This is a genomic window from Nostoc sp. C057 (assembly GCF_013393925.1).
Classification (GTDB): domain Bacteria; phylum Cyanobacteriota; class Cyanobacteriia; order Cyanobacteriales; family Nostocaceae; genus Nostoc; species Nostoc muscorum_A.
Genome location: NZ_CP040292.1, coordinates 20,555 through 32,939, shown reverse-complemented (window position 1 = coordinate 32,939; position 12,385 = coordinate 20,555). Strand labels below are relative to the sequence as shown.

14 protein-coding genes and 2 pseudogenes are annotated in these 12,385 nt (G+C 42.9%); 9 read left to right on the top strand and 7 right to left on the bottom strand.

Translation table 11 applies throughout. The features are described 5' to 3' along the window. Window positions 1-4: 4 nt before the first annotated feature. Together FD724_RS39600 and FD724_RS39595 are read right to left on the bottom strand one after the other, a co-directional pair. A complete protein-coding gene (locus FD724_RS39600; RefSeq protein ID WP_179076999.1) occupies window positions 5-1,408 on the bottom strand; it encodes a Rieske 2Fe-2S domain-containing protein in 1,404 nt (467 codons plus the stop codon). A 187-nt stretch (window positions 1,409-1,595) separates the two neighbouring features. Beyond that, window positions 1,596-1,716, bottom strand: a pseudogene (locus FD724_RS39595) (aldo/keto reductase); the annotation flags it as partial. A gap of 230 nt (window positions 1,717-1,946) precedes the next feature. On the opposite strand from FD724_RS39595, the gene FD724_RS39590 reads away from it, so the two are divergent. The 4 genes from FD724_RS39590 to FD724_RS39575 all read left to right on the top strand — a co-directional run bounded on the left by FD724_RS39590 (window position 1,947) and on the right by FD724_RS39575 (window position 5,157). Beyond that, window positions 1,947-2,240 (top strand): hypothetical protein, encoded by a 294-nt coding sequence (locus FD724_RS39590; protein WP_179075834.1) that lies wholly within the window; start codon window positions 1,947-1,949, stop codon window positions 2,238-2,240. A gap of 169 nt (window positions 2,241-2,409) precedes the next feature. Further along, on the top strand, window positions 2,410-2,616 hold the full coding sequence (locus tag FD724_RS39585; RefSeq protein ID WP_179076998.1) for a hypothetical protein: 207 nt from the start codon (window positions 2,410-2,412) through the stop codon (window positions 2,614-2,616). A gap of 49 nt (window positions 2,617-2,665) precedes the next feature. Further along, on the top strand, window positions 2,666-3,589 hold the full coding sequence (locus tag FD724_RS39580; protein WP_179076997.1) for a transposase family protein: 924 nt from the start codon (window positions 2,666-2,668) through the stop codon (window positions 3,587-3,589). A 239-nt stretch (window positions 3,590-3,828) separates the two neighbouring features. Next, on the top strand, window positions 3,829-5,157 hold the full coding sequence (locus tag FD724_RS39575; protein ID WP_179076996.1) for an IS701 family transposase: 1,329 nt from the start codon (window positions 3,829-3,831) through the stop codon (window positions 5,155-5,157). Window positions 5,158-5,429: 272 nt separating this feature from the next. Here the strand turns inward: FD724_RS39575 and FD724_RS39570 are convergent, their stop codons facing one another. From FD724_RS39570 to FD724_RS39550, 5 genes are all read right to left on the bottom strand, one after another. Continuing rightward, entirely contained in the window at window positions 5,430-6,062 is a 633-nt protein-coding gene (locus FD724_RS39570) for a glutathione S-transferase family protein (protein WP_179076995.1), read from the bottom strand. Between the two features lie 259 nt (window positions 6,063-6,321). Next, window positions 6,322-6,732 (bottom strand): VOC family protein, encoded by a 411-nt coding sequence (locus tag FD724_RS39565; RefSeq protein WP_179075831.1) that lies wholly within the window; start codon window positions 6,730-6,732, stop codon window positions 6,322-6,324. An 84-nt stretch (window positions 6,733-6,816) separates the two neighbouring features. Next, the gene (locus tag FD724_RS39560) at window positions 6,817-7,248 is read right to left on the bottom strand and encodes a YciI family protein (protein ID WP_179076994.1); all 432 of its coding nucleotides are present in this window, start codon (window positions 7,246-7,248) and stop codon (window positions 6,817-6,819) included. Between the two features lie 86 nt (window positions 7,249-7,334). Then, on the bottom strand, window positions 7,335-7,832 hold the full coding sequence (locus FD724_RS39555) for a VOC family protein (RefSeq protein ID WP_086762236.1): 498 nt from the start codon (window positions 7,830-7,832) through the stop codon (window positions 7,335-7,337). A 226-nt stretch (window positions 7,833-8,058) separates the two neighbouring features. After that, on the bottom strand, window positions 8,059-8,418 hold the full coding sequence (locus FD724_RS39550) for a YciI family protein (RefSeq protein ID WP_179077020.1): 360 nt from the start codon (window positions 8,416-8,418) through the stop codon (window positions 8,059-8,061). Window positions 8,419-8,587: 169 nt separating this feature from the next. Here FD724_RS39550 and FD724_RS39545 point away from each other — a divergent pair. The 5 genes and pseudogenes from FD724_RS39545 to FD724_RS39525 all read left to right on the top strand — a co-directional run bounded on the left by FD724_RS39545 (window position 8,588) and on the right by FD724_RS39525 (window position 12,384). After that, window positions 8,588-9,858: pseudogene (locus FD724_RS39545) on the top strand (RNA polymerase sigma factor). A 233-nt stretch (window positions 9,859-10,091) separates the two neighbouring features. Next, a complete protein-coding gene (locus tag FD724_RS41605; protein WP_256874624.1) occupies window positions 10,092-10,229 on the top strand; it encodes a hypothetical protein in 138 nt (45 codons plus the stop codon). Window positions 10,230-10,556: 327 nt separating this feature from the next. Continuing rightward, window positions 10,557-11,576, top strand: a complete 1,020-nt coding sequence (locus FD724_RS39535) for a site-specific integrase (protein WP_179077019.1) — start codon at window positions 10,557-10,559, stop codon at window positions 11,574-11,576. 55 nt (window positions 11,577-11,631) lie between these two features. Then, a complete protein-coding gene (locus tag FD724_RS39530) occupies window positions 11,632-11,847 on the top strand; it encodes a hypothetical protein (protein ID WP_179076993.1) in 216 nt (71 codons plus the stop codon). Between the two features lie 69 nt (window positions 11,848-11,916). Next, window positions 11,917-12,384, top strand: a complete 468-nt coding sequence (locus tag FD724_RS39525) for a hypothetical protein (protein WP_179076992.1) — start codon at window positions 11,917-11,919, stop codon at window positions 12,382-12,384. The last annotated feature ends 1 nt before the right edge of the window (window position 12,385 follow it).

Sequence of the window (12,385 nt, the reverse complement as noted above, 5' to 3'; positions counted from 1 at the left end):
GATTTCAGTTTTTTTCGGGTCGGTTTCGTGGAGGTAAGGTTCGTCCATCATAAAACTGAGTAACTAACTTACTTAGTCCGAGCCATGCTAGTGCAAAGATTAAGGGAGCTAGAGTTTCAATCACAACTACTACAACTGATGTTGTCTGAAAAAATAAAAAAAGCATTGGAGTCCAAGCCAAAGTAAGTACTGTTGCAACTCCACTCCCAAATCTCAATCGCTCAATAATAGAAAGCGCCGAGCTACAACTGGCACATTTTTCCGTATGAGAATGATACCTCTCCAGAAGCACGGACTTTGCCAATGGGGGAGAAAAAGTCTCTTTGCCAAATGGTTCAGCATTATATTGGTTTACCCACTGACGCAATTCAAATACAAAACTATCTGCTTTGGTTGGAAGGTAAAAGGCTTTATTAAAGTTAGGGCTACCTCCTTTAGCTTCAAGATACCTTTCTTGATAGTGGAGAAAAATTTGATCGTCTTCTAAAACACCATTTTGTCCAATGTGGTAATACCAACGCGGTCTGAGCTTAATAAACCAACCTGGAAGTTTATCAGGAAACTTAAAAGGAAAACGTGCAAATACACGACATTCTCCTTTACGTATGGGTGTAGCATAAACAACGGTTAGAATTCTGCCGCGCTGGGAGTTGATGTCGTGCCACATTAAACTTGGAGCGACAAAGGTTGTAGATAACTCTCCTGATTGCCCTGGTTTCAAACCTTGTTTCCAAATCCCTTTGAATCCATGTTTCCCAGATTCAATCACTTCAAGTTCCAAAGGTGCTGCATTTGCCCTATTGCCTACCGTTTTATGGTGTGTAAACGATATGTGGCTAGGGTCTAGTATATTTTCTAATAGTGTTAATGCATCATAAGGTACATCTCTAAATGTATTAATTACAACCCATCCTTCTGGAGATTCTTCTAATGGTTCAATTATTGGAACTTCGGTTTTGGCGGCATTTTCATATTCACCAACATATACAAATAGTAGTCCTTGCTTTTCAACTGTTGGTAATGATGCCACACAAGCTCGTTTTGATATCTCTGCTGTTCCACCTTTGACTTGTTGGGGAATCCTTTGACAATTTCCATCGCCAGAAAAAGCCCAACCGTGATAGGGACATTCCAACAGCCCATCGTCACTAATCCTGCCTTCAGACAACGGTGCTAAACGATGAGGACACTGGTCTTCAAAGCTTCTCCAAGATTGGGCAAGTCTATCCCACCAAATTACAATATCTCTTCCCAGCACTGTAAAAGGCGTTGGTTTTGATTTGTCTAAATCCTCTAGGTAATGGATGGGATACCATGTCTCTTTATAATCAAAACTATTCGGATCGCTACCGCCCCCAGGCTGTTTTGAGTGAAAACTATCTCTGATATTGACTTCTTTCTCAAACATTTTTGATGTTTATTAATTTTTATTGCCTACTCTCAGATTTATTTTAGCTAGTATGAACATTGGCTGTATGGCGATCGCATTTCCATAAATGATTTTATGAATAGCTACTAAGCTCGACTTTATCCAAAATTAAGAACTTGGTTCTCCTTATAGAGCAAAAGCCCTAGCTTTTTGGCAAAAACTTTTTCCATTCGCTAAAGCCGATGTAACGAGCTTTTCCCTGACGCACTACTTCAGCGAGTGCCGTCATAGTTTCTTCCAAAGGCGTATTTTGAATCGTAGCGATGGCATTGGTACAGGTCAACGTATGTCAAAAACCCAAAAGAATTTTGACTTCTAGACAATGATCCTACTGCGATCGCTTTTAGGCATCTGCCCGAAAAAGATATTTATGTCCAATTAATAAATTCTTACAATTTGGGACTCGTATTTTCCATCGATTTGGTGTACCTTGTTAATTCTGTGCAATTATTAATACCTAACTTCTTGCAACTTTACTCAGACAAATTTTAAACCAATGCCTTCGAGGAAACATCCAATGAATACTTCTAATGAGATACATACAAAGAAAATCATCAAAAAATCCGACAAGCTTACCCTGAGACAGATGAAGTTAATCGAGGAGGCTGAAGACCAACTTCTTCAAGCTAATACTGACAATTCTACTGCCCCTGTGGTTGAAGTTGAGGAGAAAACAGTAGCGATTTCAGAGCCTAGAGTTCCTGACTATATTCCATTGCTTGATAATCCTCCAGTACAATCTGTGGGAAATTCCGGCTGGCAAGTGTCTGATGTCTGGCGGGATATTCGGGTAGATGACTTTTGTGGGTGATACTCCTGATGAACATAGGCAAAAAAGAATACGTTGCTCCTACGGTGTACGTACTGTCACAAACAGGAGTTGCTCTTTGGTAAAGAAGCCTACTAAATAATCAACGATAGCATTAAAGTTGAGTGCGTAGACGCTTAGGCGGCAAGGCGATAGACATTGCAATAGCTCAATGGGTAAACGAAAGAGAAAACATCAGAAGACATCCTTCCCTTGGATGGTAGAAGAAGAAAATCTGTTTATTACAAAGACTGGTAACGAAATAGTTACAGATGCTGGATGGGAGAAAATTTCATTTAAAGAAGCGAGAAAACTATTTAGTCCCGAAACTTTTCAAGAATGGTACGAACTGTTCCTAGAAAAGACATCTCCAAAATAGTATCATTCTGTGATAAAAGAACATTAAAGAGTGATTTTGGCACAGGAGCATGAGCAATATACTGAATTACATTGAAGAGAATCCTAAACAAACACAAAGGTTAATAGGACTTGAATATGAACAGTTACAACAATTAATCCTAAATGCGGAACGTTTATATCATGAAAAACAAGCTTCGCTAGAATCTAAGAAAGTTAGAGTTATTGCTGGTGGAGGAGGTCGCAAACCAAAATTACCTATTCCCGAACAAATCATTTTAACTTTGGTGTATCTCCGGCATTTAACAACCTTCCAACTTCTAGGTATTCAGTTTGAAGTAAGCGAGTCTACCGCCAATGATACATTTAACTATTGGTTGCCTAACTTGCGAGAATTACTGCCATCCAGTTTGCTTGAACAAATAAAAAAAAACGCTTCTGACTATGATGTAGTAAAAGAAATACTCACAGAATATGAATTAATAGTAGATAGCTATGAACAAGTTAGAGAAAGACCTGGAGACAATAATGAGCAAAAGAAATATTTTTCAGGCAAGAAGAGTAATCATACATTTAAAACTCAAATGATTATTTTACCTGATGCTAGCGATATCGTTGATGTTGTAGCAGGTGAACCTGGGCCAAAAAGCGATATAACTTTGTTTCGAGAATATCGGTTAGAGTTTGATGCCAAACAAAGATTTAAAGGGGATAAGGCATATATTGGAGAAGATTTAATTACAACTCCAATTAAGAAACCAAGAAATCGAGAACTAACAACTGAACAAAAAGAACAAAATAAAATATTTTCATCTAAACGGATCTTTGTTGAACATCGAATTCGATCAGTCAAAATATTTCGAGTTGTTCAAGAAAGATTTAGGTTAAATCCCCACAAATATGAGCAAGTAATCTTGACGATTTGTGGACTAGTAAGGTTACGAATTCGAGCGCTAATATTACCATTAGAAATATCGGCTATATCATCAGGTTGAAATTACCGCATATAACTAAATATTTTTGCCTAATTATCAACAGTAAATATCTCAAAGTCTTATTTTATCGTACAGAGTAACTAATTTAAGATGATTGCATTTACGGGCTACAGCCTAGCCACACAAAGGCTTTAACTGTTTTCGGAGATGTCTAAAATACAGATATCCCTCTTCTGTCACTTTCCGAGTATTCTGAATAAAAGGATTAAAAGAAAAAACTCTGGAAGATAAGCAGGGCAATGGATGTAGAATTACAAATCCTGAAACATTTGGCAAGAGATGCCCACCCAACAGTTGCCATTATAGATGAATATTGTGCAGAGTATAAAGACCTGTTTAAGGAAGTAAGAAATTATGAGTGCTTCAAATATTTACATCTGGGAATAATGTCACCAATTAAAAGAAAATCGTTACCAGAGATAGCGAAAGCCGTAAGTATAAATTCTGCACAGTCATTACATCATTTTTTAGCTAATTCAGATTGGTCAGTAGAGGAATTAAAACAACGAAGATTAAATAAACTCAAAAAAGTCTTAGATGGCAATGCGATTACAGTAGTAATAGATGAAACAGGAGACAGGAAAAAAGGTAGAAAGACTGATTATGTAGCCAGGCAATATTTAGGGAGTGTTGGAAAAGTCGACAATGGAATAGTTTCAGTCAATGTTTATGGAGTTTACTCTAATATAACTTTTCCTTTAAGTGTAAAAATATTCAAACCAAAAGGGACGCTAAAAGAAGGAGATAAATATAAAACTAAAATAGAGTTAGCATCAGAAATTATTACAGAGCTAATTGAATCAGGCTTTACTATTAAATTAGTACTGGCGGATAGTTTATATGGTGAAAGTAGCGAATTTATTAGAAAACTAGCTGAATATAAATTAGATTATGTCGTAGCGATAAGAAATAATCATGGAGTCTGGCTGCCAGCAGGACAGAGGGTTAGAGCGAACAAGTGGTGTAAATTTGAGAGAACATTTAGCAATGATAAATCAGAAATTAGATACATTAGGGAAATAATTTATGGTAAAAAAAGAGCCATAACTTACTGGGAAATAACTACTGACCCAGAAACTATGCCAGAAAATTCAACAACATTTGTAATGACAAATCTTCAAGGTAATCTCAAGAAAACTTTAGGTGATTTATATGGATTAAGAACCTGGGTAGAATATGGTTTTCGACAGTGTAAGCAGGAATTAGGCTGGACAGATTATCGTTTCACAAATTTTCAACATATTGATAGATGGTGGGAAATTATTTTTTGTGTTTACACAATGATTAGTTTAAATTCTTCCACCTTGTTAGGCTTAAATAAATCTGGTCAAATTGAACCTGAGTTACAAGAAAATAGTGATGTTGATTTTTCTAATCATCAACAATGGAACCATGAATGCGGATGGAAAAACACTTTAAATAATTTGCGTCTCATTGCCCAACCACTATTACTATTTTGGTTGATTTATCCCTGGATACATATTTTCCAAAATTCTAATTTATTGCTGGGATTCAATCAATTAATTAGTGCAATGAATCAATTTAAACCCTATTATGCTTCTGGATAATTTCATTTAGTTACTACTTGCTTATTCCGGAGAGTGACAGAAGAGGGATATAGCGTTTCTCAATCTAGTGAGGTACGTTTTTAAAGCTACTTGTTTTGATATAAAAGGTTCGTGTGTACTTCAGTAGCCTGGGAAACGCGATATCTCGGAAATACTTTCAGAATCTAACGTAGATATAGATTTAGATGATGAATCAGCAATAGTTGTAGCGGTTGAGCAGGCATGGGTGAGGTTTGTTCAGCTTGGTTGGGTTCTATTGGGTTATCTGTAAATCATTGTGAGGTCTGGTTGAGACTTGCAAGTGCAGCTGCGATTCGCCCAGATGCCTTTGGTCGTTTGTACATTCGTTCCATGTAGTCCACCAGCGTGGGGAAAGTGACGAGTAGCTGAACTTCGTTCGCCCAATCCAGTGTGTAAGCAAGCACAAAATCAGCCACTGTGACGTGTTCACCCACTACAAACTGCCGATCCAACAAATGGTTCTCTAAAACGACAGCCATACTGGTGAAGTCTTGCCGAGCGAGAGGTATTTCAGCAGGCAATCTCAACTCTTCTGGGTATATAAACGTGTGGCGAGCGATACGCCATAGCGGCTGTTCCAATTCGGTGGCAGTAAAGAGGAGCCAACGATAAAGCTGTGCTCGCAGAAGCAAGTCTGTAGGTACCAGGTTAGATTCTGGGTACTTCTCACCGAGGTACAAAGCAATGGCTACGGATTCAGTGATGATATGTTCGCCATCGATGAGTACAGGGAGCTTGCCAGTGGGATTGATGGTGAGAAAATCGGGTGTACGGTGTTCACCTGCCCGTATATTGATGGAGATTGCTTCAAATTCCACCCCAAGTTCCTGGAGAACCCAGCAAACTCGAATTGATCGCGTGGGAGCAAATTCATAGAGTTTCATGAATCAACCTCAGTGATGTGCAAATATCTTTCATCTTGTTGTTGGTCAGTGGTCAGTGGCTATTTACAAAGGACAAAGGACGAATAACAGATGTTGGTATAGGCTCAGATGGGAATGGCACGCTTGTTAATCGCAAAGCCCTGATATAACAAGATTTTGAGTGTGGGGAGTGTGGGGGGTAAGACTTCTTCCCCGTCCTCCCACACCTCCCACACCCTGCCAGCAAGGAGGTTTCAGCTTTTCAAGCGTGCCATTCGGCTCAGATGGTTTGTTCGCAGTTGATCATCCACGGTGTCCCAAACTGATCGGTCAACATGCCAAAGCGCGATGACCAGAAGGTTTGCGTGATCGCCATCTTCACCTTGCCGTTTTCTGCTAGAGCGTGAAAAAGCCGTTCTGCCTCAGTGATTTCAGGAACGCTAATTTGTACGTAGAAACCTTGCGGGGTTTCAAAGTATCCTGGTGGGCAGTCAGATCCCATCAGGAGGCGATCATCTAGTTCAAGGCAAGCGTGCATGATTTTGTCTTGCCATTCCGGTGAGACATTTTCGGCGGAAGGTGCTTCTTTGTGTGTCATCATCATAGTCATCTTGCCACCCAGACATTGTTCATAGAACTTGAACGCTGCCTCACAGTTGCCGTTGAACATCAGGTAAGAATTGAGTTTCATTGATTTCTCCTTTTGTAATCGATTCTGCGTTTTGATGAGCGGATCGTTCGCATATAAACATCATTTGCGCGGTTGTTGATGACGTTACTCTTGCTGCTGCGTTTCAAGTTGAGCGCGAATGCGGTCTTCCTGCTCCCTTAAGGCGGGTGTCAGGACTTCACCAAAATCCTCTGCCTCGAATACGGGACGAATCTCAATCTCGGAGTCTCCTGGCATAGGGTTAGGGCAGCGCTTGACCCAAGCAACTGCCTCTTCCATTGAGTTCACCTGCCACAGCCAGTACCCTGCCACTAGCTCCTGCGCTGGAGTGAAAGGTCCTTGGGTGACGGTGCGATCGGTTCCTGAAAAGTGAACTCGCACCCCTTTTGAGCTAGGATGAAACCCCTCAGCGGCGAGCAAGATACCTGCCCTAGCTAATTCTTCGTTGTACTGCCCCATTTCAGTTAAAAGCTGTTCGCTCGGCATGACCCCAGTTTCAGAGTCTTGGGTTGCTTTGACAAAGACCATGACTTTCATTGTGAAATCTCCTGTTGAATGGTTTTGAGTTAGATTGCGAGGGTTGGGTGTGCTGATTAGCGCAAAGCGCAACTCCGAAGGAACCGCTAATCAGCAGCGACACGCTTAAGTTCATCAATCTCGATCTTCTTCATTTGCAGCATGGTAGTGGTCACTTTTTGAGAGGTTGCCGCGTCGGGGTGGTTGAGTAACTCAATCAGAATGCGAGGAATAATTTGCCAGGAGACACCGTATTTGTCTTTGAGCCAGCCGCATTGCTGTGCGGTTTCATCCCCACCGGCAGACAATTTTTGCCAGTAATCGTCCACGTCCGCCTGGGTATCGCAAAAGATTTGGAAGGAAATCGCCTCGTTAAATTTGAAGGTCGGACCACCGTTGAGTGCTGTGAACGGCTGACCATCAAGTTCAAAGCTGACAGTCATGACGGCTCCGGCTGGTTTTCCGTGAATTTCCTGTCCAGCGTCTCCATATCGACTGACGTGGACAATTTTGGAATTGCGAAAAATCGACGTATAAAACTGAGCGGCGGCTTCGGCTTGATCATCAAACCATAAACAGGGAGTGATTTTGGAATTGTTTTGCATGAGGGTTCTCCTTGAGTTCAAGCGGTTAAGGACGGTCAACAAGAAGGGTGTGGGGTGTGGGGTGTAGGGTGTAGGGTGTAGGGAAGACTGCATTAGTCCGGGCTTGAACCCCCACCAATGCTATCGTCTTGACTCATACGGGGCTTGTAACCAAGAGTGTTGTTGGGGCTAAATATTCACTACACCCCACACCCCACACCCTATACCCCGCCCCAACGGGGCTTGGTCAGGGCTGTGCTGGTAGTCCCGCAACTTCGATGACAGGACGGATTTCGACGGTGCCGACTTTTGCACCTGGGATGCGGGTGGCGATCGCAATGGCTTCATCCAAATCCTGAGCATTAACGAGGAAGAATCCACCCAGTTGTTCGCGGGTTTCGGCAAATGGTCCATCGGTCACGAGTGATTTGCCATCACGGACTTGGACACTGGTTGCGGTTGCAACAGGATGGAGTGGAGCCGTCGCCAGAAATTGTCCTTGAGTATGCAAGTGCTGGGCGAGTTGGGCAGATTCCCCATAGCAATGCTCCCGCTCGGTGTCGCTCATGGCGTTTTCGTCCATATAAATCAGCAGCAAATATTTCATTCGGTTGCCTCCTTTGTGATTAAGTCGAACGGGAATTGTCCAAATCGACACCTGAGTGCAAAAATTTTGTCTAGTACAATTGAACTTATCTCCCTTTATCAGTCAGTCGAACGGCAATTGCTCAAATCGACACCTTGCCCAAAATTCTTTATGTCTCTTTGTCAAAGGTATGGCTTCAATCCCAAAAATAGATGTGGCTCAAGCAATTGCTGCCCTTTATCGAACTGAATGGGGGCGCATTGTCGCTATTCTGATTCGGCTGGTCGGAGATTTTGATGTAGCTGAAGAAGCTGCACAGGCAGCATTTACAGCGGCAGTGAATCAGTGGGAAAGCGACGGTATTCCTGATCGTCCCCGTGCCTGGATTATCCGAACTGCCCGGTACAAGGCGATCGATCGCCTCCGACGACGCACGAAACTGACCGAAAAACTGGAGTGGTATGCGGCATCTGGCTTAATTCCATCCACTGAAGAACCAACCTATGACAGTGATGAAATTGAAGACGATCGCCTGCGATTAATCTTTACCTGCTGTCACCCGGCACTGGCAACGGAAACTCAAGTAGCGTTGACCCTCCGAATGTTGGGTGGACTGGAAACCGACGAAATTGCCCGCGCCTTTCTTATACCGACTGCAACAATGGCACAACGGTTAGTTCGTGCTAAACGCAAAATTCGAGATGCAGGCATTCCTTACAAAGTACCTGAGACGACTGATCTCGCTCCCCGGATAGAGGCAGTCCTGACAGTCATTTATCTCATCTTCAACGAAGGCTATGCCGCAACCAAAGGAGATGCGCTCGTGCGGGCTGACCTCTGCATCAAAGCGATTCGCTTGGGGCAACTGGTGCGGCAATTACTGGCACCCCAACCCCCATCTGAAGTCACAGCACTGGTGGCGCTGATGTTATTGCACGATTCGCGGCGCAATGCGCGTCTAGATGAGGCAGGCGATTTGATTTTGCTAGAAGATCAGGATCGCAGTCGTTGGAACCATCTACAGATTGCTGAGGCGTTACCTCTGGTAGAGGAAGCGTTGCGGGGGTAGAACCGGAGTGTATGCCCTGCAAGCGGCGATCGCAGCCCTCCATTGTCAGGCAACCCGCGCCGAAGAAACAGACTGGGGCGCAGATCGTGCGGCTCTATGAGGTGTTGGAACGCTTGCAGCCCTCACCCATTGTTACCTTGAACCGAGCAGTGGCGATCGCAATGGCAGACAGTCCTCAAGCCGCATTTGGACTGATTGATAGCCTTGCTCCAGAACTGGACAGCTATCATCTCTTTCATGCCACCCGTGCAGATTTATTCCGGCGTGTTGGAGCGTTAGAGGAAGCGACCCAGAGCTATACACGGGCACTAGAATTAGTGACAAATGACAGTGAGCGTCGTTTTCTGGAACGTCGGTTGCGCGAAGTTCAACCTAACATTCAGTCCGGCTAAGGCTTTACAACAGTTTAAAGCGCCAGGCATCCATGATGCCGTGGAAAAAGAAATGAAAAATCTTCTAACAGGGTGAACTTGTAACTTAACAAAAGGCAAAAGAAGACAAGTCGGCTTAGTACTTTAGTACTGTTATAATCCAATCGTTTCATCAAGTTGTGTTAGGGTGCAGCAAATCACCAATCGGCTCTCTGGCACATCCACATCCACCTCAACTGATAGAGGATTCCGACATGGATAACAATCCCAGCATTCTCTCGCACGTTTCGATTGGTACTAATGATTTTAAACGAGCGATCGCCATTTGTCGTAGTGCGGTTCCTGCGGCGAGCGTTCGCGGAGCCTCTCGCAGAGAAGCCATCGCTCTGTGAATATAGGGCAATGCAGCGTTCATTGATGTGCAGTTATTCAATTTCTCCTCTTTCTCCCCACCCTCCCCACACTTCCCACACTCAAAAATCTTGTTATATCAGGGCTTTGCGATTAACAAGCGTGCCATTCTAGTCTGCGGCAAAATTTCACTAAGCCTAAGTGTTTAAAGTATAAAATAACACTTTAAATACTTAGCTGTCTGGAGAAAAGGTATTAATCGTATTTTATGTCGGATAAAAGATAAGGGTATCTTATTTTGTCTTCAACCGCGATCGGGTATACTGAACTTTTAAATTCAGAACTACCGAGTGCGATCGCGCAAGATTATTGTGAATAACCCTGAACTAAATAACTTACCTCCGATTAAACTTATTCCTCTGGACGCTGAAACTGCATCGCTCTCTGGGCATACTAGAGTTACAAGACCACCCACCGATATTCGGTGGGTAAAAGTTCTGGAATTTTTACGCAGCAACAATCTCGCACCCAACAGCCGCAAGCTTTACGAACGCGAACTCAAAAGGTTTTTGGCTTGGAGTGAGCTGCACTATCATGAACTGCGTCCACGTCATCTTGCGCTATATAAAGAATATCTCCGTGATGAAATACGGACTGATGTTGGTAAACCGCTTTCAAAAAGCAGCATTAATGCGGGAATTGCGGCACTCAAAAGCTTTTTCAAATGGATGTGTTACACGTATCCTGAAATTATTGCTACTAATCCTACACTGGGGATAAAACTGGAAAAAGTACCACTGCCACCAGCCCAGAGTTTAACCCCTGAAGAAATGGAACAGGTTTGGTCAGCGTTGGAATTGCTGGGAGAAACAAAGCAACGGGATACAGCACTGGTTCACATTCTCAGTCATGGACTCCGGGCTGGGGAAGTTGTGCAGCTAAATGTTGGCTCATTTGATGGCAAGCTGCTATTTTTACCAGACACCAAAACCAATGAACCACGCTTAGTTCCACTGCGAAAAGAGAGTCGGGAAGTCGTGGCAGATTATTTACAATTGCGCGAACAGCAAGGAGAGGTGTTGTCCAGCCTTAGTCCACTGATGATTTCACACCATGCTTCATACAAGGGTGAACGCTTGAGTTATCACGGGATTTACTTCGCTGTAGAAAAAATCGCTGAAATAGCTCATATTGAGGATTTGCACCCTCATTCATTTCGACATACTTACGCTACTGACTTATTGCTATTGGGAGTTGACCCCAGCCATGCACGAAAATTAACAGGACATCAAAGCGAGAAAGCGTTTCGGCGGTATACTTTACGGAGTGAACAAGAGGCGGCAATCGCTGCTTATTATCGGGCAATCGGTGAGGAGGCAGAACAGTAGAGGATGTTCATCGGCTAGAGGGAGAGGAATACGTTGAATTAAGGAAATACAAACTATGTCTAATTCTGAAAAAATTATTCACTTTGTACCAGAATTAGGGCATGAACAATCTCATGTATTAAGTTTATGTGGTCAAACAATTAGTTGTTCAGATGCTTCCAATATGTTTACGAACTGTCCTATTTGTCAAGAAAAACTACGTAAGACAGTAAAAAAACGTATAGAACAATTTTATCCGCAACCAGATTTTAGTAGATACAACAAAAAGTGACATACTCGCATACCCAAGCCGCCCTATAGGTGTGGAAGTATGTTACGGAGGATATTAATAGACTAAACGATGCCCAAGCCGTTAGATCCCAAGTGTCAGTTATGTGCCAAGTTACCAACTGCCCAAGCTAAAGTTTTACATGGAACAGCAGGGGATGGGTGTTGGAATCCAAAAGTCTGCCACAATCGCCGCTCATTCTATCGCCACCGCTCCCAGAATAATTCAGCAGAAATTGATGCAATCGCAGTCGAACCCCCAGCAACATATTTTGCAGTACTGTATTTGTATAAAGAACCGGGGGATAAACCATTACACGCGTTGGGTGCAGAACTCTGGCTGGGGCAAAAACCTGTTTGCCGCTTAGAACCAATTCACTGCTTTGGACTAACGGCTGGCAAGATCCGCGCCTATACAGATCAGGTATTACAGGCTTTTGCAAAACAATATAGTGTTTCACTATATCAATATAAGGATATGTTTGAGATTACCTCAAGTTACTGCCCAGTGCGGCCTTGCCCCTTGCATCCACAATCGTAGA